Annotated in this window: 22 protein-coding genes; 10 read left to right on the plus strand and 12 right to left on the minus strand. The window is 71.4% G+C overall.

Features of this window, described 5'->3' with window-relative positions:
• Positions 1–52 precede the first annotated feature (52 nt).
• A complete protein-coding gene (locus tag FHR82_RS33120; RefSeq protein ID WP_184814527.1) occupies positions 53–1,573 on the minus strand; it encodes a cobyric acid synthase in 1,521 nt (506 codons plus the stop codon).
• A gap of 35 nt (positions 1,574–1,608) precedes the next feature.
• Here FHR82_RS33120 and FHR82_RS33125 point away from each other — a divergent pair, with 35 nt between their 5' ends.
• The gene (locus FHR82_RS33125) at positions 1,609–2,310 is read left to right on the plus strand and encodes an alpha/beta fold hydrolase (RefSeq protein ID WP_184814528.1); all 702 of its coding nucleotides are present in this window, start codon (positions 1,609–1,611) and stop codon (positions 2,308–2,310) included.
• Positions 2,311–2,332: 22 nt separating this feature from the next.
• On the opposite strand, the gene map is transcribed toward FHR82_RS33125, so the two are convergent.
• Genes map through FHR82_RS33140 form a run of 3 tightly spaced genes read right to left on the minus strand, consistent with a single transcriptional unit; the run spans position 2,333 to position 5,860 of the window.
• The gene (gene map / locus FHR82_RS33130; protein WP_184814529.1) at positions 2,333–3,190 is read right to left on the minus strand and encodes a type I methionyl aminopeptidase; all 858 of its coding nucleotides are present in this window, start codon (positions 3,188–3,190) and stop codon (positions 2,333–2,335) included.
• 9 nt (positions 3,191–3,199) lie between these two features.
• Positions 3,200–4,984, minus strand: a complete 1,785-nt coding sequence (locus tag FHR82_RS33135; protein ID WP_311771386.1) for a penicillin-binding transpeptidase domain-containing protein — start codon at positions 4,982–4,984, stop codon at positions 3,200–3,202.
• 21 nt (positions 4,985–5,005) lie between these two features.
• The gene (locus tag FHR82_RS33140; protein ID WP_184814530.1) at positions 5,006–5,860 is read right to left on the minus strand and encodes a GNAT family N-acetyltransferase; all 855 of its coding nucleotides are present in this window, start codon (positions 5,858–5,860) and stop codon (positions 5,006–5,008) included.
• A 92-nt stretch (positions 5,861–5,952) separates the two neighbouring features.
• On the opposite strand from FHR82_RS33140, the gene FHR82_RS33145 reads away from it, so the two are divergent.
• On the plus strand, positions 5,953–6,516 hold the full coding sequence (locus FHR82_RS33145) for a dihydrofolate reductase family protein (protein ID WP_184814531.1): 564 nt from the start codon (positions 5,953–5,955) through the stop codon (positions 6,514–6,516).
• Between the two features lie 3 nt (positions 6,517–6,519).
• Here the strand turns inward: FHR82_RS33145 and ispG are convergent, their stop codons facing one another.
• Genes ispG through dxr form a run of 3 tightly spaced genes read right to left on the minus strand, consistent with a single transcriptional unit; the run spans position 6,520 to position 10,134 of the window.
• Complete coding sequence (ispG, locus tag FHR82_RS33150; protein WP_184814532.1) at positions 6,520–7,677, minus strand: flavodoxin-dependent (E)-4-hydroxy-3-methylbut-2-enyl-diphosphate synthase; 1,158 nt, start codon at positions 7,675–7,677, stop codon at positions 6,520–6,522.
• Between the two features lie 9 nt (positions 7,678–7,686).
• Positions 7,687–8,913, minus strand: a complete 1,227-nt coding sequence (locus FHR82_RS33155; RefSeq protein ID WP_184814533.1) for a M50 family metallopeptidase — start codon at positions 8,911–8,913, stop codon at positions 7,687–7,689.
• Positions 8,914–8,919: 6 nt separating this feature from the next.
• On the minus strand, positions 8,920–10,134 hold the full coding sequence (dxr, locus tag FHR82_RS33160; protein WP_184814534.1) for a 1-deoxy-D-xylulose-5-phosphate reductoisomerase: 1,215 nt from the start codon (positions 10,132–10,134) through the stop codon (positions 8,920–8,922).
• A 90-nt stretch (positions 10,135–10,224) separates the two neighbouring features.
• On the opposite strand from dxr, the gene FHR82_RS33165 reads away from it, so the two are divergent.
• The 3 genes from FHR82_RS33165 (at position 10,225) to FHR82_RS33175 (ending at position 12,478) form a co-directional block, all read left to right on the plus strand.
• Positions 10,225–10,488 carry a DUF2631 domain-containing protein gene (locus FHR82_RS33165; protein WP_184814535.1) on the plus strand — a complete coding sequence of 88 codons (264 nt, stop codon included), beginning with the start codon at positions 10,225–10,227 and terminating at the stop codon, positions 10,486–10,488.
• Between the two features lie 149 nt (positions 10,489–10,637).
• Positions 10,638–11,372 carry a sugar phosphate isomerase/epimerase family protein gene (locus FHR82_RS33170; protein ID WP_184814536.1) on the plus strand — a complete coding sequence of 245 codons (735 nt, stop codon included), beginning with the start codon at positions 10,638–10,640 and terminating at the stop codon, positions 11,370–11,372.
• Entirely contained in the window at positions 11,369–12,478 is a 1,110-nt protein-coding gene (locus FHR82_RS33175) for a Gfo/Idh/MocA family protein (RefSeq protein ID WP_184814537.1), read from the plus strand. The genes FHR82_RS33170 and FHR82_RS33175 overlap by 4 nt, the downstream gene beginning before the upstream one ends.
• A gap of 7 nt (positions 12,479–12,485) precedes the next feature.
• Here the strand turns inward: FHR82_RS33175 and FHR82_RS33180 are convergent, their stop codons facing one another.
• From FHR82_RS33180 to FHR82_RS33195, 4 genes are read right to left on the minus strand one after another with little or no spacing between them, the layout of a single operon-like run.
• Positions 12,486–13,292 (minus strand): serine/threonine kinase C-terminal domain-containing protein, encoded by an 807-nt coding sequence (locus tag FHR82_RS33180; RefSeq protein WP_184814538.1) that lies wholly within the window; start codon positions 13,290–13,292, stop codon positions 12,486–12,488.
• Complete coding sequence (locus FHR82_RS33185; RefSeq protein WP_184814539.1) at positions 13,253–13,954, minus strand: serine/threonine-protein kinase; 702 nt, start codon at positions 13,952–13,954, stop codon at positions 13,253–13,255. The genes FHR82_RS33180 and FHR82_RS33185 overlap by 40 nt, the downstream gene beginning before the upstream one ends.
• 30 nt (positions 13,955–13,984) lie before the next feature.
• A complete protein-coding gene (locus FHR82_RS33190) occupies positions 13,985–14,584 on the minus strand; it encodes a TetR/AcrR family transcriptional regulator (RefSeq protein WP_184814540.1) in 600 nt (199 codons plus the stop codon).
• Positions 14,585–14,600: 16 nt separating this feature from the next.
• A complete protein-coding gene (locus FHR82_RS33195; protein ID WP_184814541.1) occupies positions 14,601–14,957 on the minus strand; it encodes an arsenate reductase family protein in 357 nt (118 codons plus the stop codon).
• A 157-nt stretch (positions 14,958–15,114) separates the two neighbouring features.
• On the opposite strand from FHR82_RS33195, the gene FHR82_RS33200 reads away from it, so the two are divergent.
• The 5 genes from FHR82_RS33200 to lepB all read left to right on the plus strand — a co-directional run bounded on the left by FHR82_RS33200 (position 15,115) and on the right by lepB (position 17,956).
• On the plus strand, positions 15,115–15,714 hold the full coding sequence (locus FHR82_RS33200) for a sulfite oxidase-like oxidoreductase (RefSeq protein ID WP_184814542.1): 600 nt from the start codon (positions 15,115–15,117) through the stop codon (positions 15,712–15,714).
• A complete protein-coding gene (locus FHR82_RS33205; protein ID WP_184814543.1) occupies positions 15,707–16,423 on the plus strand; it encodes a ferredoxin reductase in 717 nt (238 codons plus the stop codon). The genes FHR82_RS33200 and FHR82_RS33205 overlap by 8 nt, the downstream gene beginning before the upstream one ends.
• 1 nt (position 16,424) lies before the next feature.
• Positions 16,425–16,703 carry a DUF6510 family protein gene (locus FHR82_RS33210; RefSeq protein ID WP_184814544.1) on the plus strand — a complete coding sequence of 93 codons (279 nt, stop codon included), beginning with the start codon at positions 16,425–16,427 and terminating at the stop codon, positions 16,701–16,703.
• Positions 16,704–16,713: 10 nt separating this feature from the next.
• The gene (locus tag FHR82_RS33215; protein WP_221464552.1) at positions 16,714–17,247 is read left to right on the plus strand and encodes a GNAT family N-acetyltransferase; all 534 of its coding nucleotides are present in this window, start codon (positions 16,714–16,716) and stop codon (positions 17,245–17,247) included.
• Positions 17,248–17,335: 88 nt separating this feature from the next.
• Positions 17,336–17,956 (plus strand): signal peptidase I, encoded by a 621-nt coding sequence (lepB, locus tag FHR82_RS33220; protein ID WP_184814546.1) that lies wholly within the window; start codon positions 17,336–17,338, stop codon positions 17,954–17,956.
• Here the strand turns inward: lepB and FHR82_RS33225 are convergent.
• A complete protein-coding gene (locus FHR82_RS33225) occupies positions 17,953–18,918 on the minus strand; it encodes a LacI family DNA-binding transcriptional regulator (RefSeq protein WP_184814547.1) in 966 nt (321 codons plus the stop codon). The two genes, lepB and FHR82_RS33225, sit on opposite strands and share 4 nt — an antisense overlap.
• Positions 18,919–18,924: the final 6 nt, after the last annotated feature.

Raw genomic sequence — 18,924 nt, forward strand, 5'->3', positions numbered from 1 at the left:
TTGCGAAATCGACCAGGAACCCGATCTTTCTCCAGATATTACTGGATCATCCTCAGTGGACAGTTGACGTGTTATTCGGTGCACCGACAACGAGATGTGGAAGGTCGCCGCGCGGACCATTCTCGATGAGATTTACCAGCGCAGCGGTATCGAGGTGCTCGGAAACAAGATCACCGAGCACGTCGAGCTGCGCCGCGCGGGCGGCGGCGACCGACGTGCCGGGCGATGGCAGGAACCGGTCACGGCCCGCGCGGGCCGCCGCCCATCGCAGTACGTGACGACGGAAGCCGTCGTTGTCGAGCAGCCCGTGCCAGTGCGTGCCCATCACCCGATCGGTGAACGCCCCTTCGAGTGACCCGTCGGGCAGCTCGACGAGCCCGGGCGAGGACTGCCGGGCGACCCGGCCGTGGTGGATCTCGTACCCGCTGACCGGGTGGCCGAGCGCGGTCCCCCTGGGGCGGGTGAGCGTCTTCTCGGCGGCGAACTCGACGTCGAGGTCGAACAACCCGAGCCCGGCCACCTCGCCCGCGCCGGACTCGACGTCGTCGACGATCCGCCTGCCCAGCATCTGGAACCCGCCGCAGATGCCGATCACGGGCAGGTCCGACTCGACGATCGCGTCGGCGATCCCCCGTTCCCGCAACCACGTCAGATCGTCCACAGTGGACTTCGAGCCGGGGATGACGACGAGGTCGGCATCCGCGATGCGGGACGGTTCGGTGACGAACCGGACCGCGACACCGGGTTCACAGGCGAGCGCCTCGACGTCGGTCGCGTTGGAGATGCGCGGCAGGCGGACGACCGCCACGCGCAGCCACTGGTCGCCGAGCGGGGGCAGGGGCCGCCCGATGACGCCGTCGGCGGCGTAGGACAGGGAGTCCTCGGTGTCGAGCCACAGCTCCTCGCGCCACGGCAGGACCCCGAGCACCGGGCGGCCGGTGGCACCGGTGAGCCAGTCGAGCCCCGGCCGCAGCAGCCCGAGGTCACCGCGGAACTTGTTGATCGCGAAGGCCTGGATCATTGCCTGGTCGGCGGGATCGAGGACGGCGAGCGTGCCGAAGAGGTGCGCGAGCACCCCGCCGCGGTCGATGTCGCCGACGACGAGCACCGGCAGGCCGGCGGCGCGGGCGAGACCGAGGTTGACGATGTCACCGTCGCGGAGGTTGACCTCGGCAGGCGATCCGGCCCCTTCGCAGACCACGACGTCGAAATCCCGCCGCAGTTCGTCCAATGTGGACAGAACGGTGGGGCCGAAGTCCCGTTGCCGGTAGTCGCGGAGCGTGCCGGCGGGCTTGCCGAGGAGCACGACCTGGGAGCTGCGGTCCGACCCGGGCTTGAGGAGCACGGGGTTGAACCGGACGCTGGGTTCGAGCCCGGCGGCACGGGCCTGCATCGCCTGCGCGCGCCCGATCTCACCGCCTTCGACGGTGACGGCCGAGTTGTTGGACATGTTCTGGGCCTTGAACGGCGCGACGCGCACGCCCTCCCGCGCCAGCCACCGGCAGATCCCGGCGACCAGCACGCTCTTGCCCGCGTCCGACGACGTCCCGGCGACCAGCAGTGCTCCCCGCATCCCCGTCCTTCCCTCCACCTGCCATCATCGCGGTCATGCCCGCCACCCCGGTCACCGCCGTACTGGTGCACAGCCCGTTCCTCGGTCCGGCGAGCCTACGTCCACTTGCCGACGCGCTGGCGTCCCTGGGACACCCCGCGGTACTGCTGGACCTGCGGCCGTCGGTGGTGGCCCCGCCCGTGCACCAGGTGCTGCTCGGCGCGTTCGCCGACGCGATGAGCGAGGAGCTCCTCGACGGCCCGGTCGTCCTGATCGGGCACAGCGGCGCGGGACCGTTGCTGCCGGGGTTCGCGGACGCGCTGGAGGACGGCGTGGCCGGGCTGGTGTACGTGGACGCCGGCCTGCCGACGCCCGGCCGGTCGTGGCGCGACACCGTGCCCGGGCCCCTGTACTCGGAGCTGCGGGCGATGTCGCGGGAAGGGCAGCTGCCCCGCTGGCAGCGGTGGTTCTCCCCGGACCCCCTGGAGGCGCTGGTCACCGATCCGGAGCTGCGTGCGGAGATCGCGGACGAGGCGCCGGAGGTGCCGATCGCGTTCCTGAAGGAGGAGCGCCCGGAGGTCGAGTGGACCGGGCCCTCGGGGTACGTGCGGCTGTCGTCGCCCTACGACGCGGACGCGGACGCCGCGGTGGCGCAGGGGTGGCCGATCCGCCGCCTGGCCACACACCACCTCGCACCGGCGACCGACCCCGGTCCGGTGGCGCTGGCGATCCTCGAGGTGCTGTCGGAGCTGCTCTGACCTGCCGTCCGGCCCGAGCCGGTCAGGGCAGTGTCAGGATCTCCGCGCCGTTCTCGGTGACGACCATCGTGTGCTCGAACTGGGCGGTCCAGCTCTTGTCCTTGGTCGTGACGGTCCAGCCGTCGTCCCAGATGTCGTAGTCGATGCCGCCCAGGGTGATCATCGGCTCGATGGTGAAGGTCATGCCCTTCTCGATGACCGTGTCGACCTTCGGCTCCTCGTAGTGGAGGATCACCAGGCCGCTGTGGAAGCTCCGCGCGATGCCGTGGCCGGTGAAGTCGCGGACCACGCCGTAGTCGAACCGCTTGGCGTACGCCTCGATGACCCGGCCGATGACGTTCAGCGCGCGCCCCGGCTTGACCGCCTTGATGGCACGCATCGTCGCCTCGTGGGTGCGTTCCACCAGGAGCCGCACCTCCTCGTCGACGTCACCGGCGAGGAACGTCGCGTTGGTGTCGCCGTGGACGCCGCCGATGAACGCCGTCACGTCGATGTTGACGATGTCGCCGTCCTCGATGCGGGTCGTGTCCGGGATGCCGTGGCAGATCACCTCGTTGAGGGAGGTGCAGCACGACTTCGGGAAGTGCCGGTAGCCCAGCGTCGACGGGTACGCGTGGTGGTCGAGCAGGAACTCGTGCACCACCGCGTCGATGTCGTCCGTGGTCGCGCCCGGCTTGACCGCCTTGCCGCCCTCCTGCAGCGCCTGCGCCGCGATCCGGCCGGCCACCCGCATGGCCTCGATCGTCTCGTCGGTCTGCACCCACGGTTCCGTGTTCCGCACGGGCGCGGGCTTGTCGACGTACTCCGGCCGCGCGATGGACGACGGAACAGGACGACGCGGTGACTGGACACCGGGCTTCAGAGGCGTGCGAACGGGCATGTGTCCAGCCTAAGACAGGCCCGACAGGAACCTGGCCGCGGCTGCCACCGCCTTGCTCGACACGTCGGCACCCGTGAGCAGCACCGCGAACGCCAGGTCACCGCGGTACCCTACGAACCAGCCGTGCGAGTGCGTGCCGTCGCCGAACTGGGCAGTGCCGGTCTTGCCGCGCAGGTCGGGGAACGCCGCCAGCGCGGGCGTGATCCGCACCATCTCCTGCATCATCGCCCGCACGCCGTCCAGCACCTGCGGCGACACCGGGTCGACCGTCGAGTCCGCCTCGGTCGTGGCGCCGCGCAGCAGCGTCGGCGTCGGCATCTTCCCCGTCGCGACCGTCGACACCAGCAGTGCCATGCCGAACGGGCTCGCCACCACCTTGCCCTGCCCGAACCCGTCCTCGGCCCGCTCCACCACGTTCGACGCGGGCGGCACCGAGCCGGTCACGGTCGTCGCGCCGGGCATGACGAAGTCAACGCCCAGGCCCAGCTGCTTCGCCGTCTCCGTCAGCTCCGACGGGCCCATCTGTGTCGCCAGCTGCGCGAACGTCGTGTTGCACGAGAACGCGAACGCGCTCGACAGCGGGATGGTGCCCTTGTCGAACTTGCCGGAGTTCGGGATCTCGCGGCCCTCGACGGTGATCGTGGCCGGGCAGCCGACCGGCGTCGCACCGGTGACCTTGCCCGCGGCCAGTGCCGCGGTCGCGGTGGCGATCTTGAACGTCGAACCGGGCGGGTAGCGGCCCATCAGCGCGATCGGGCCCTGCTTGTCGGCGACCGGGTTCTGCGCGACCGCCAGCAGTTCCCCCGTCGACGGCTGCATCGCGACGATCATCGACGGGGTCGGCTCCGCGTTGACCGCCGCCTGCGCGGCGTTCTGCGTCCCGACGCTCAGCGTGGTGGTCGCCGCCTCCGCCGGCTCGGCGGCCTTCGCGTACAGCTCCTCGACCTCCGCGCCCGTCGGATCGGTCGTGATGACCCGCCAGCCCGCCTTGCCGGTCAGGTCGGCCTCGACGACCTTGCGGATGCCGGGCAGCAGCGTCGGCGCGAACGCCTTGTCGTTCGCGAGCAGCCGCGGCGCGGACGTGAACCGCACGCCGGGCAGGTCGTAGATGGCGGGCTTCACCCGGTCGTAGTCGGACTGCCGCAGCGCGACCACCTGGTAGGCCTGCCCGGCCGGGGTCTTGTTCGCGCCGGCGAGGATCGACGCCTGCGTGATCGTCCGGTCGATGCCGGCCAGGGCGGTCGCGAGCGCACCCGCGACGGCCTGGGTGTTCCCGGCCTTCTCCTTCTCCAGCAGCACGGAGACCACCCGGCTGGGCGCGAGCACGAGGCTGCCGTCGCGGTCGAGGACGGGCGCCAGCTCGGGCTGCTGGCCCTGCACGGCGATCGCCTGCTGCTGCGCGAGCTTGGGGTGGATGACCGTCGGGGTCCAGTGGACCTGCCACTTCTCGTTCGACTCACGCAGTTCGATGTGGCTGTCGTAGGTCCACTTCCTGCCGGGGCCGAGGTCCCAGGTGACGGAGTAGGCGACGTTCGCGGTCGACGCGCCGTCGGCCTGGTTGACCTCCTCGACCTTCGTCTTCACCGACTTGGGCTCCAGGGCCTCGCGCACCGCGGCCATCTGGTCCTGCGCCGAGTCCGGCGAGTCGGTCTCCTTGGCCGCGGCGGCGAGGTCGCCCTTGGCGAACGCGGTCAGGAAGGCGTTCGCGGTGTCGCCCGGTTGCGGGCCGGACATGCTGCAGCCGACGAGTGGGGTGACGAGGACGAGAGCAGCCGCTAGCCGGGTGACGCGCACCCGGGCGAGTATGCCGGAAGATCAGAACAGGACGGTGGCGTACTGGCCCACCTGGCTGAACCCGATTCGCTTGTACGCCGACTGGGCGACCACGTTGTAGGCGTTCACGTAAAGGCTCGCGGTGCGGCCGAGCCCGCGCACGAGCCGGTCCACGACAGCGGCGGTGCCGGTCGAGCCGAGGCCGTGGCCGCGCCGGTCCGGGTGTACCCACACGCCCTGGATCTGCCCGACGGACGACGACAGCGCGCCGATCTCGGCCTTGAACACGACCTCGCCGCCCTCGAACCGGGCGAACGCGCGACCGGCCGCGATCAGTTCGGCGACCCGGGCCCGGTAGCTGGCGCCGCCGTCACCCGCGCGGGGGTCGACGCCGACCTCCTCGATGAACATGGCGATCGCGGCGGGCAGGTAGCGCTCCAGCTCGTCGGACCGGACGGGCCGCACCAGCGGGTCCGGCGCGATGGCCGACACCTTGCCGGTCGACATCAGCGGCTGGTCCGCCCGCACCTCGCGGGCCGGGCCCCAGTCCAGCTCCAGCTCCGACCACAGCCCCATGACCTGCTCGGCAGGCCCGACGACCGACGAGCACATGCGCCGCCGCCGCAACGCCCGGTCCGCGAAGGCACGCAGCGCGCCCCGGTTGCCCTGCAACGGGATGAGGTTCGAGCCGGCGAAGCACAGCGAGTCGAGGCGCCCGCCGCGGAATCCGCGCGGCTCGCAGCCCCACAGCTCACCGCCCAGCCGCCACGGGTCCATGCCGAGGTTCTCGATCCGGGACGCGACCATGCAGGAGGCGACGGGATCCGCCGTGAGCATCGCGCGCACGGCCAGCCGATCCCGCTCGTCGAGCTGCCGTGCACCTGCAAGCCGCAACACATCTTCCAGCGTGCCAGATTTGTCGCCGGCAAGACAGTCGAGGGTGGCGTGGTGCCGCGATGAGTTTCGCGGGCGGGGGCAGTCTGACCACCATGGGCACACTGATCTACGGCATGAACGTCTCGGCCGACGGCTACGTCGCCGACGCGAAGGGCGACTTCGACTGGTCCGAGCCGAACGAGGAACTGCACCAGTACTGGAACGACGTGACACGCGAGGTCGCGCTGTCGTTCTACGGCAGGCGGCTCTACGACCTGATGTCCGCGTACTGGCCGACGGCCGACCAGGACCCGGAGGCCAACCCGGTCACCCTCGACTACGCCCGCGCCTGGCTGGGCATGCCGAAGGTGGTCTTCTCACAGACCCTCGAGTCGGTCGACTGGAACTCGCGCCTGGAGCGCGGCGACCCCGTCGAGGTCGCGACCCGCCTGAAGGCGGAGACGGACGGACTGCTGGAGGTCGGCGGCGCGACGCTGGCGAGCACGTTCGTGCGGGCCGGCCTGGTGGACGGGTTCCGGATCGTCGTCCACCCCGTCGTCGTGGGCGGCGGCACGCCGTTCTTCCCGTCCCTGCCGTCGTGGCTGTCGCTGCGCCTGGTGGACAGCCGCACCTTCTCCTGCGGCGCGGTCCTGCTGCGCTACGAGGTGAAACGCTGATGCCTAGCCGACGGTGACGGTCGGGGTGCCCGCTTCGGCGGTCTCCCCGGCCTCCTCCGCGATCCGCATGGCCTCCTCGATCAGGGTCTCCACGATCTGGTGCTCTGGCACGGTCTTGATGACCTGCCCCTTCACGAAGATCTGGCCCTTGCCGTTGCCGGAAGCGACCCCGAGGTCAGCCTCCCTGGCCTCGCCCGGCCCGTTCACCACGCACCCCATGACGGCCACCCGCAGCGGGACCTCCATGCCCTCGAGCCCCGCGGTGACCTCGTCGGCCAGCTTGTACACGTCCACCTGCGCCCGCCCACAGGACGGGCACGACACGATCTCCAGCTTCCTGGGCCGCAGGTTCAGCGACTGCAGGATCTGCGAGCCGACCTTGACCTCCTCGACGGGCGGCGCGGACAGCGAGACGCGGATCGTGTCGCCGATGCCCTGCCGCAGCAGCGCGCCGAAGGCCACCGCCGACTTGATCGTGCCCTGGAACGCCGGCCCGGCCTCGGTGACGCCGAGGTGCAGCGGGTAGTCGCACTGCTCGGCCAGGATCTCGTAGGCCCGGACCATGACCACCGGGTCGTTGTGCTTCACGGAGATCTTGATGTCGTGGAAGTCGTGCTCGGCGAACAGCGACGCCTCCCACAGCGCCGACTCGGCGAGCGCCTCCGGGGTGGCCTTGCCGTACTTCTTCAGCAGCCGGGGATCCAGCGACCCCGCGTTGACGCCGATCCGGATCGGGGTGCCGTGGTCGCGCGCGGCGGCCGCGATCTCCTTGACCTTGTCGTCGAACTTCTTGATGTTGCCCGGGTTCACGCGCACGGCGGCGCACCCGGCCTCGATCGCGGCGAACACGTACCGGGGCTGGAAGTGGATGTCGGCGATCACCGGGATCTGCGACTTCGCGGCGATCGCGGGCAGCGCGTCCGCGTCGTCCTGCGACGGGCACGCCACCCGGACGATGTCGCAGCCCGCCGCGGTCAGCTCGGCGATCTGCTGCAGCGTCGCGTTGACGTCCGCGGTCAGCGTCGTGGTCATCGACTGCACGGAGATGGGGTAGTCGCTGCCGACGCCGACTTTGCCGACCATCAACTGCCGGGTCTTGCGCCGCTCCGAGAGAACGGGCGGCGGCGTGCCCGGCATGCCCAGCATGATGCCTTCGGTCATGTTTCCAGCCTACTGGCCTATCCGGATGGGGTTGACGATGTCCGCTGTGATGGTCAGCAACATGACGGCGCCACCGATGAAGATGAACACCATCGTCACCGCCGACAACTTCGTGTAGTCGACCGGGCCACCGGCGGGCTTGCCGCGGAGTTTGCGCAGCCAGTCGCGGACCTTCTCGTAGAACAGCACCGCGATGTGGCCGCCGTCCAGCGGCAGCAGCGGGAGCAGGTTGAACACGCCCACGAAGAAGTTCAGCGTGGCCAGGAGCAGCAGGAACAGCTCCCACACGCCCTGCTCGACCGCGTCACCGCCGATGATCGACGCGCCGACGACGCTGACCGGGGTGTCGGGGTCGCGCTCACCGCCGCCGATGGCCTCGATGACCTTCGGGATCTTCTCCGGGAACGCCAGCAGGCCCTCCCAGACCCGGACGAACATGGTGCCGGTGAACTCGAGGGAGCCGCCGACCGCCGACGCCGCCGAGTAGTGGTAGATCGGGGTGCTGGTGACGCCGATCGCACCGACGTCGACGAGCTTGTTGTCGTCGGTGTTGTCGGGGGTGTCGTCCGGCGCCACGCGCTGCACGGTCGGGATGTCGATGGTGATCCTGCGCTCTGCGCCGTCGCGGAGGACCACGAACTCGTGCTCGCCGGACAGCTTCTGCACCGTGGCCACGACGTCCGACCAGGTCGGGGTGGCCTTGCCGTCGATGCTGACGATCTCGTCGCCCTCGCGCAGCCCCGCGTCGCGGGCCGGCGCCGGGTCACCGGGACCGCACTCGGCGTACTCGTAGGTCTTCACGTCCTGGGTCGACGCGGCGCAGTCGGTGCCGCTGATGACCGGGGTGCCCTCCACGTTCGGCAGGCCCATGGTGGCGGCCATCAGGTACAGGATGATGAACCCGAGGATGAAATGCGTCACGGAGCCCATGACCATCACCACGAAGCGCTTCCACGTCGGGTAGCGCCACATCGCGCGCGGCGCCTCCTCCGGGGTGACCTCGTCGAGCGCGGTCATGCCCGCGATGTCGCAGAAGCCACCCGCGGGGATCGCCTTCAGGCCGTACTCGGTCTCACCGCGCCGGAAGGACCAGATCTTCGGGCCGAAGCCGATGAAGTACCGCCGCACCTTCATGCCGAAGGCCTTGGCGGCCCACATGTGCCCGGCCTCGTGCAGTGCCACCGACACGCAGATCCCGAGTGCGAACAGCACGACCCCAAAGAGCCATGTGAGCAAGTTCCGTCAGTCCTTTCCTACCCCGCCGCGAGCCAGCAGCTCACGGGCGCGGGCGCGGGCCCAGTCCTCAGCCGCGAGCACCTCGTCGACGCTGCCCGGCTCACGGTGCCAGTCGTGCGCGTCGTCGAGGACGTGCTCGACAGTGTCCACAATCGCGGTGAAGGCCGTGTGTCCTTCTACGAAGCTCGGGACGGCTTCCTCGTTCGCGGCGTTGTACACCGCGGGCAGGCAGCCGCCCGCCGTGCCCGCCTGGCGGGCGAGCCGCACGGCCGGGAACGTCTCGTCGTCCAGCGGTTCGAAGGTCCACGAGGTCGGCTCGGCGAACGTCGCCGGCGTCGCCGCGTCCGGCACCCGCTCCGGCCAGCCCAGCGCCAGCGAGATCGGCAGCTTCATGTCCGGCGGGCTGGCCTGCGCGAGCGTGGAGCCGTCGGTGAACGTCACCATCGAGTGGATCATCGACTGGGGGTGGACGACCACGTCGATGCGGTCGTAGGGGACGCCGAACAGCAGGTGCGCCTCGATCAGCTCGAGGCCCTTGTTGACGAGCGTGGCCGAGTTGATCGTGATGACCGGCCCCATGTCCCAGGTCGGGTGCGCCATCGCGTCCTCGACCGCGACGCCGGCGAGGTCCGCGCGGCGGCGGCCGCGGAACGGCCCGCCCGACGCGGTCAGCACGAGCCGCGCCACCTCGTGCGCCTCCCCGCCCCGCAGGCACTGGGCGATGGCCGAGTGCTCCGAGTCGACCGGCACGAGCTGGCCGGGCTTGGCGGCCCTGAGCACCAGCGGGCCACCCGCGATCAGCGACTCCTTGTTCGCGAGCGCGAGGGTGGCACCGGTGTCGAGGGCGCGGAGCGTCGGCGCGAGACCGCGGGACCCGGTGATGGCGTTGAGGACGACGTCGGCCGGTGTGCCGGCGATCAGCTCGGTGACGGCGTCCGGCCCGGCGAGGATGCGCGGCATCTCGAAGCCGCCGCGGTCGTAGCCCCGCTTCTGGGCTTCGGCGTAGATGGCGAGCTGGAGGTCCTCCGCGGCGGTCGCCCTGGACACGGCGACAGCACGGACCCGGTGGGTGAGCGCCTGGGCGGCCAGTGCGGCCGGGTCGGCTCCCCCGGCGGCGACGCCGACGACGTCGAAGCGACCGGGGTTGGCCGCGATCACGTCGAGGGCCTGAGCGCCGACCGAGCCCGTGGAGCCCAGTACGAGCACGGTGCGTTGGTTCATCGCGGCACATTCTTCCCGATGCCCTCGAACGCGCCGGTCCGGGGCGTTGTGGGAGCATGAGCGCGCACTGACGAACGCTGAGGAGGGGACGTGGCAGGCTCACAGCTGGAGAAGCGGGCCAACAACGCGGTCGACCCGCACGAGGAGCCCTCCGCGGCGTGGGGCTGGCACGGCAGGTTCCCGCGTGGCCGCGAGATCGGCGGCTGGATCACCGCGATCGCCATGTTCGCGATGGCCTTCGTCGGCAACCACATCGCCGAGACCGAGCGCCTGTGGCTGCTGGGCATCGGCGCGGGCCTCGTGATCTACCTGATCTGGGCCCGCGTGCGGCAGCGCACGGCCTGGCGCCGGTAGCCAGAACACACTTCCCAAGGAGCACGTCCGCTTGCCGGGCGTGCTCCTTGGCGTATGCGCGGAAAAGGCTCTAGCGCCAATTTCTACCACCTGGTAGAAATTCTGGGAGCGCTTCCATAGCCGCGGGCACAGTCCAGGGGAGAGTGGTCATGAGCAAGCTTTCAGTACAGCTGTACTCCGTCCGCGAGTCGTTCGCCGCCGATCCGGGTGACACGCTCGCCAGGCTGGCGGGCATCGGGTTCACCCAGGTCGAGCCGTTCGGGTTGGCCGAGGCCGCGACCGTGTTGCGCACCGCGCTGCCCGAGCACGGGCTGACCGCGCCGACCGCGCACGCGAAGCTGATCGGCGTCGACCAGGACGTGGTGTTCGCCGCCGCGCAGGCCTGCGGCGTGCGCACGGTCATCGACCCGTTCGTGCCCGACGAGCAGTGGCGCACCGAGGCCGACGTCGCGGCCACGGCCGACGCCCTCAACGCCGCCGCCAAGCGGGCCGCCGACCACGGTCTGGCCGTCGGCTACCACAACCACTGGTGGGAGCTCGAGAACAAGATCGGTGACCGCACCGCGTTCGAGGTGTTCGCCGAGCTGCTGGCCCCCGAGCTGGTGCTCGAGGTCGACACCTACTGGGCCGCCGCGGGTGGCGCCGACGTGCCCGCGCTCCTGGCCGCACTGGGCGACCGGGTCACGGCACTGCACGTCAAGGACGGCGACCTCGCCACCGACGCGTCCGGCCAGGTGCCCGCCGGGCAGGGCAGGGCCCCGGTCGCCGACATCCTCGCCGCCGCGCCACAGGCCCTGCGGGTCATCGAGTTCGACGCCTACGCCGGCGACATCTTCGACGGCCTCGCCGCCAGCCACGCCTACGTCACCGGTCTCGCGCGATGACCGGGCCCGTGGGCGGCACGGTGGGGATCGGCCTCATCGGTGCCGGCGTCATCAGCGACACCTACCTCGAGAACCTCACGTCGTTCCCGGACGTCCGGGTCCTGCGGATCGCCGACCTCGACACCGCACGCGCGGCCGCGCAGGCGGAGAAGCACGGCGTCCCGCGCTCCGGCACCACCGCCGAGCTGCTGGCCGACCCCGACGTCGAGCTGGTCGTGAACCTCACGATCCCGGTCGCGCACGTGGAGATCGGCCTCGCCGCGCTCGACGCGGGCAAGCACGTGTGGGCCGAGAAGCCCCTCGCGCTGGACCGCGCGTCCGGCCGCAAGCTGCTCGACCGCGCCCGGGAGAAGGGCCTGCGGGTGGCGAGCGCGCCGGACACCGTGCTCGGCGCGGGCCTGCAGACCGCGCGCCGCGCGATCGACGAGGGCCTGGTCGGCGAGCCGAGGACCGCGCTCGCGATCTTCCAGACGCCGGGACCGGAGAGCTGGCACCCGGCGCCGGAGTTCCTGTTCCAGACCGGCGGCGGACCGCTGCTCGACATGGGCCCGTACTACCTGACCGAGCTGGTGCAGCTGCTCGGCCCGATCCGCCGCGTCACCGGCGCGGGTGGCCGCAACCGCGAGACCAGGGTCATCGGCTCCGGTCCGCGCGCGGGCACGGAGTTCGCGGTCACGGTGCCGACGACGGTCACCGCACTGGTCGACTTCGAACGCGGCGGGGCCGCGCAGGTGGTGCTGAGCTTCGACTCCGCACTGCACCGCACCCTGTTCGAGGTCACCGGCACGCTCGGCGCGGTGGTGGTCCCGGACCCGAACCGGTTCGACGGCCCGACGCTCGTCCACACGCTCGGCAGCACCGACCTGACCGAGCTGCCCGCGGTCGGCCACAGCGCCTCCCGCGGCACGGGCGCGCTGGAGCTGGCGCGCGCGATCCGCGCCGGGGAGCCGGAACGGGCGTCGGGTGAGGTGGCCTACCACGTGCTCGACGCGATGCTGGCCATCGAGGAGTCGATCACCTCGGGCGAGCCGGTGGCGGTGGAGAGCACGGTCGACGTACCACCCGCGCTCCCGGCGGACTGGGACCCGCGGGCCCGTACGCTCTGACCGCCGCTCAGTCGACGTGGAAAGTCCCGAGGATCGCGGTGAGCACGCCCCGGTGCGTGCTCATCTCGTCCCGCGCCCCGTCCGCGCTGTCGCCCTGCGCCCACCACCGCAGGTAGTAGACGTGCCCGCCGTCGGTGACGACCAGCCGCACCAGCTCGTGGTAGAAGGCCGAACCTGACTGGTAGACGTACTCCAGTTCGGCCGCACGACCACCACTGACCTGCCCGTCCAGCTCGGCCAGCCGGACGCGGTCGTGGTACGGCTGGTCCCCCACCTCGGTTTCCTCGAAGTCCTCGAGGAAACCGAGGAGGTCCGCCGGGGCCTCGTCGAGCCCGTACACGGTCACGTGCAGCTTGAGGTGCTCTCCACCGCCCAGCCACTGCACGGGGTTCTCCAGCCGTTCCCACCCGGTCGGGACGGCGACGGTGAAGCCGGGCTCGTCGTACTCGGTGTACCCGTCCGGAGTCGGGATCGGAGTGGTGGTCGTGGTCGGCGACGCGGCTCCCCGGTCGCCGTCCGGCAGTGTCTGCCACACCAGGAAACCGACCAGTGCCACGACGACGACCGCCGCGCTCGTGAGGATCACGACCGGCCCTCGGCGCCTGCGCGGCCGGGCGAGTGACAGCGTCGGGTCCGGCGGCGCGGAAACCGGCACCGTGGTGTCCGCCTGGCGCTCCGGACGGAGCAGGTCGAGCGCGTCGGCCGCGGTGAGCCGCTTCTCCGGTTCCTTGCGCAGCAACCCCTCGATCACGGCGTCGACCGGCCCGCCCGCGGTCAGCGGCGCCGGGGCCTGGGTGAGCACGGCGGCGAGCACCGCCTGGGTGTCCGGCCGTTCGAACGGGGTCGGCCGGTGAGCGCGACGTAGAGCGTCACGCCGAGCGACCACAGATCGCCGGGTGGCCCGGTGCGGCCGTCGGTGATCCGTTCCGGCGCCAGGTACTGCGGCGATCCGATGATCTGGTTCGTCGCCGTCAGCGCGGTGGAGCCGTCGACGGCGGCGATGCCGAAGTCGGTGAGGACCACCCGGTCGCCGTCGACGAGCACGTTCGCCGGTTTGACGTCGCGGTGCAGGATGCCCTTCCGGTGCGCGGCGTCGAGCGCGGTCAGCAGGCTGATCGCGATGTCGGCGACCCTGTTCCTGGGCAATGGGCCGTTCAGCCGGACGACCTCGGCCAGGGACGGGCCGTCGATCAGCTCCATGACGATCCACGGCCGGTCGTCGTGGGTGATCACGTCGTGCACGGTGATGATCGCCGTGTGGCTCAGCTTGGCCGCCGAACGCGCCTCGCGCATCGTCCGGCCGTGCGCGGTGGCGGTCTCCTGGCCGGACGCGACCGGCAGCCGCATCTCCTTGATCGCGACCTCGCGTTCGAGGAACTCGTCGGTGGCCCGCCACACCACGCCCATGCCACCGCGTCCGAGCATCGTGCCGATCCGGTAGCGGCCCGCGATGAGAGTGGGGTGTTCCTCGGTCACCGCCGAACGATATCGACAGCATCGACCGTGTCAGAGCGGTTTCGTCAGCACGCTGTCGAGGAAGTGGCGCAACGTCGCGACGAGGTCCACCTCGTCCGGGTCGGTCAGCCACTGCACCTGCAGCCCGTCCATCAGTGCGACGAACGTGAGCGCCGCGGCGGCGGGGTCGACGCCGTCGCGGAGCTCGCCCTGTTCGGCGAGCACCCGGAACGACTCGAACGTGGACTCGCGGGCGAGCCGGTAGTGCCGCACGAAGTAGTCGTGCGCCGGGTGGTCGGGCACGACGGCCTCCGCCGCGAGCCGCGAGTACAGGTCGACGATCCCGGGGTGGGTCACGTTGTGCTCGGCGAGCGCGATGAAGTGCGCCAGCACGTCCCGGCCGGGCGGGGCGTCGAGCTGCTCCCGTTCGGAGTCCTCGGCGTCGCGGCGCTCCAGGACCGCGGCGAGCAGCGCCTCCTTGGTCGGGAAGTAGTACAGGAGCCCGGCGTGCGTGATCCCGGCCCGCTTGGCCACCTCCCGCAGCGACGACCCGTGGTACCCGGCCTCCCCGTACACGGCCACCGCCGCCGAGAGGATGTCCTCCCGGCGGATCCGGCCCTTGGGGTAACCCCCGCCCTCGGCGGCGCGCATCAACCCATCATGCCGGTCAGGGCAGTACCGACCGCACGGCCTCTTCGGTGCGGCCGACGACCGTGGTGCCGTCGTCCGCGGTGATGATCGGGCGCTGGATCAGCTTCGGGTGCGCCGCGAGTGCCTCGATCCACCTGGCGCGGTCGGCCGGGGTGCGCGTCCAGGTCCTGAGGCCCAGCTCCTTGGCGACCGGCTCGGTCGTGCGCGTGACGTCCCACGGCTCCAGCGAGAGGCGCGCAAGGACCGCCGTCAGCTCGGCCGCCGTCGGCGGGTCCTCCAGGTAGCGGCGCACGGTGTACTCGGCGCCCGCCGCGTCCAGCATCGACAGCGCCGACCGGCACTTCGAACAGGCGGGGTTGACCCAGATCTCCATGTACGTCTCCGGCCGTCGGTGCTACTGCGGAGCCTGACCGTATACAGGAAGCTCACGGGTACGCGGGAGGCTTGCGGCGCAAGCTTTTCCCGGGCGGTCTCCAGGGGTCCGGGCCGGCTGTGGTGACGCGCGGGCGCGACGGGTAGCGTCAGCCGCGATGAGCATTGTGAGCAGGGGTTTCCACGGTCGCCGCGAGCCTGCGGCGGCCGATCTCCCGCCCGGCCAGTACCTCACGCGGGACTTCCCCGTCCTGCAGGCCGGGCCGACGCCACGGGTCGACCTCGACACGTGGCAGTTCACGATCAGCAACGAGGCTGGCGCGAAGTACACCTGGTCGTGGCGAGAACTGCTCGCCCTGCCGAGTGAGAAGACCACTACCGACATCCACTGCGTGACCAGGTGGTCGAAGCTGGGAACGACGTGGCAGGGCGTGTCCCTCGACACCCTCTTCGCCGACGTCGAGACCGCGGCCGACCACGCGCTGGTCCACTCGTACGGCGGGTACACCACGAACCTGCCGCTCGAGGACCTGCTCGACGGCAAGGCGTGGATCGCCTACCGCTTCGAGGGCGAGGACCTGACCCCCGACCACGGCGGCCCCGCCCGGCTGCTGGTGCCCCACCTGTACTTCTGGAAGTCGGCGAAGTGGGTCACCCGCATCGACCTGCTGAATGACGACGAGCCGGGGTTCTGGGAGCAGCTGGGCTACCACAACTACGGCGACCCGTGGCGCGAGCAGCGGTACACCGATGACTGAGACGGTCGTGCGGCGCCGCACGCCGTGGCTCGCCGCGACCGTCCACTCCGTGCGGTCCGAGACCGCGGTGGCCCGCACGATCGTGCTCGACGTGCCGGGCTGGCCGGGGCACGTCGCGGGCCAGCACGCCGACGTGAAGCTCACCGCCCCCGACGGGTACAGCGCCCAGCGCAGCTACTCCCTCGCCGCGCCTGCCGACGGTGAGCGGATCGAGCTGACGGTGCAGCTCGTCGAGGACGGCGAGGTGTCGCCGTACCTGGTGGACGAGCTGCTGCCGACCGACCAGCTCGAGGTACGCGGCCCGATCGGCGGCTGGTTCACGTGGCACGCGACGGAACCCGGACCGGTGCTGCTGGTCGCGGGCGGTTCGGGGATCGTGCCGCTGATGGCGATGGTCCGCGAACGGGCTCGCGCCGGGAGCACGGCCCCGTTCGCGCTCGTGTACTCGACCCGCGGCCCGGCGGATGCCTTCTACGCGGACGAACTGGCGGCGGCGGACATCGCGACGACGATGGTGTACACACGTACTGCCACGGACACCCGCCCGGCGGGCAGGATCACGGCGGCGGACCTGCCGGACGCGGCGGGCGCCCGCGTGTACGTGTGCGGCCCGACCGGCTTCGTCGAGACGGTGTCGGACCTGCTGCTCGCACACGGCCACGACGCGGCGAACATCCGGACGGAGCGGTTCGGCCCGAGCGGAGGATGACATGTTCATCGACGGCAACGGTGCGGCGGGCGTGTTCGCCGAAGCGCTTGGCGTGGACATCACGACGGCGGTGATCACCTGCGCGGGCTGCGGCGCGGGCGGCCGGTTCGCGGAGAGCCACGTGTACGACCACGGCCCTGGCGTCGTCGCCCGCTGCGCGACCTGCGAGTCGGTCCTCGCCCGCATCGTCCGCACCCCGACCGACGCGTGGCTCGACCTGCGCGGCGCCCGTTCGGTCCGCATCCCACTGCCCGCCGAAGGAGCCGACGCGTCGTCCTAGTGTGCTCACCGTGACCGAGTTTCCCAGGGTGAACCTGGCCGCCGGCCGACTGGTGTTGCGCCCGTTCCGCGCGGAGGACGCCGCCGACGTGCACGCGGTGTGGAACGACGACGCCTACCTCCGCTTCGCGCCAGCCGGGATGCCCACCGCCGCGGCTGACCTGCGACGGGCTGTCGAGTGGTGTTCGAGCGGGCCGCTCTTCGCCGTCGAACGCGCCGCGGACGGACGGCTGGTCGGCCACGTCGCCCTGTTCGGCACCGACTGGGCCAGGATGGTCACCGAGATCCACTACTGGACGGCGCCGTGGGGCCGGGGCCACGGCTACGCCGCCGAGGCGGTGCGCACCGTTGCCCGGTGGGCGCTGACCACGCAGGGCATCGCTCGCATCGCCCTCATGGCGGTCGTCGACAACACCGCGTCCGTCCGGACGGCGGAGGCCGCGGGCTTCCGCTTCGAGGGTGTCCTGCGCAACGCCGCTCTGACCCGATCCGGCCGAGGCGACCTCGCGTCCTACAGCGCGATCCCGGCCGACCTCGTCCCGTAGGTCACGCACCCCTCGGCAGTTGGCAGCTTCATGCCCCTATGAGCACCTTGTTAGTGATCTGTAAGGATCCGCCACTAGCGTCCGTGGCGTGACGAGGATCGTGCTCGCGGTGGTGTTCATGCTGGCGGGGCTGGGTGTCGTGCTGGGGGCGGTCGTGCTGGGGCGGCCCAGTTTCGTCGAGGTCGAGGTGGGCGGGGCGGCCATGGCGCCGACGCTCGAGGAGGGCGACCTGCTGACCGTCGACAGCGAGGCCGAGCCGCGCCGTGGTGACATGGTCGTCCTGGACGGGGAGGCGTTCGCCGGCCAGTCGGCGGGGCTCCGCGTGCTGCGGGTCATGGGTGTCGGCGGCGACGAACTCGAGTACACCGGCGGCAGGCTGACCCGCAACGGCAAGCCCGTCAGCGAGCCCTACGCGAGCGGCACCCCGCTGAACGACTTCACCGTGACCGTGCCCGACGGCACCGTCTTCCTCGCGGGTGACGCGCGGGACAATGCCGTCGACTCGCGCATGTTCGTCGACCACGAAGGGCACGGCGCTGTGCCCGTGGCCGCCATCGAGGGCCGGGTCGTCGGTGTCAACGGCACGCTCCTCGACAGCGGCACCCAGGCGTGGCCGCTGTGGGTGGCGGGTGGCGCGGTCGTGGCGCTCGGTGGACTCGGGTGGCTCATCGCCGGCCTGCACCGGCGGACGACCGCACCCGTGGACTAACGCGCCTCGCCGCACGAACCGCGCGCCACGAGCGTCGGCGCGAACACCCGGTGCACCGGGTCGGCGGGCGCCTCGACCACCAGCGACGCCGCCTGCCTGCCCATCTCGTAGGACGGCTGCGCCACGACGGTGATCCCGAGCGCGGCCGCCCACGCGAACTCGTCCATCGTCAGCAACGCGACGTCGCCGGGGATCGTCAGGCCCGCCGCCGTCAGCGCGGTGTACGTCGCGACCGTGAGCCTGCCGGTCAGGCACACGACGGCGTCCGGGCGGCCACGCAGCAGCGTCGAGACGGCCGCGGCCACCTCGTCCTCCGTCCCGGCGTCGACCACGACGGGTGCCGGCAGCCCCGCGCCGGCGAGGGCGTCGCGCAGCCCCGCGGTGCGTTCGACCTGCGATGGACGCTGCCCGGAGGCCACCACGCCCACTGACGACCGCCCGCACGCGACGAGGTGCTCGGCCATCATCCGGCCGGCGGCGACGTTGTCGAGGATCACCGAGTGCAGGCCCGCCACCGCGCGGGCCACGACCACACACGGCGTGCCGTTCGCGGTCATGCTGCGGGAGCGGGCGTCGGTCGTCTCGCCGGTGGTGACGATCAGGCCGCGCACCCGCTGCTCGTCCATCGTGCGCACGTGCGCGACCTCGCGGTCGGGGTGGCGGTAGGTGTTGGCGAACATGACGAGGCTGTCGTTCGCGCCGGCCACCTCGTCGATGCCACGCATGAGGTCGAGGTAGAACGGGCTGTTCAGGTCCCGGATCACCACGCCGATCGTGTTGGAGCGCCCCGAGAAGATGCTCTTCGTCAGCGCGTTCGGCGTGTACTCGAGCGTGGTGACCGCTTCCCACACCCGCGCCGCGGTGTCCTCCTTGACCGCACCGCCGTTGAGCACCCGCGACACCGTCGCCACGGACACCCCAGCGGCCGTGGCGACGTCGCCGATCGTCGTTCGCTTGCCCATGCTCTC

The sequence above is a fragment of the Actinophytocola algeriensis genome, from assembly GCF_014203735.1.
Taxonomy (GTDB): Bacteria; Actinomycetota; Actinomycetes; order Mycobacteriales; family Pseudonocardiaceae; genus Actinophytocola; species Actinophytocola algeriensis.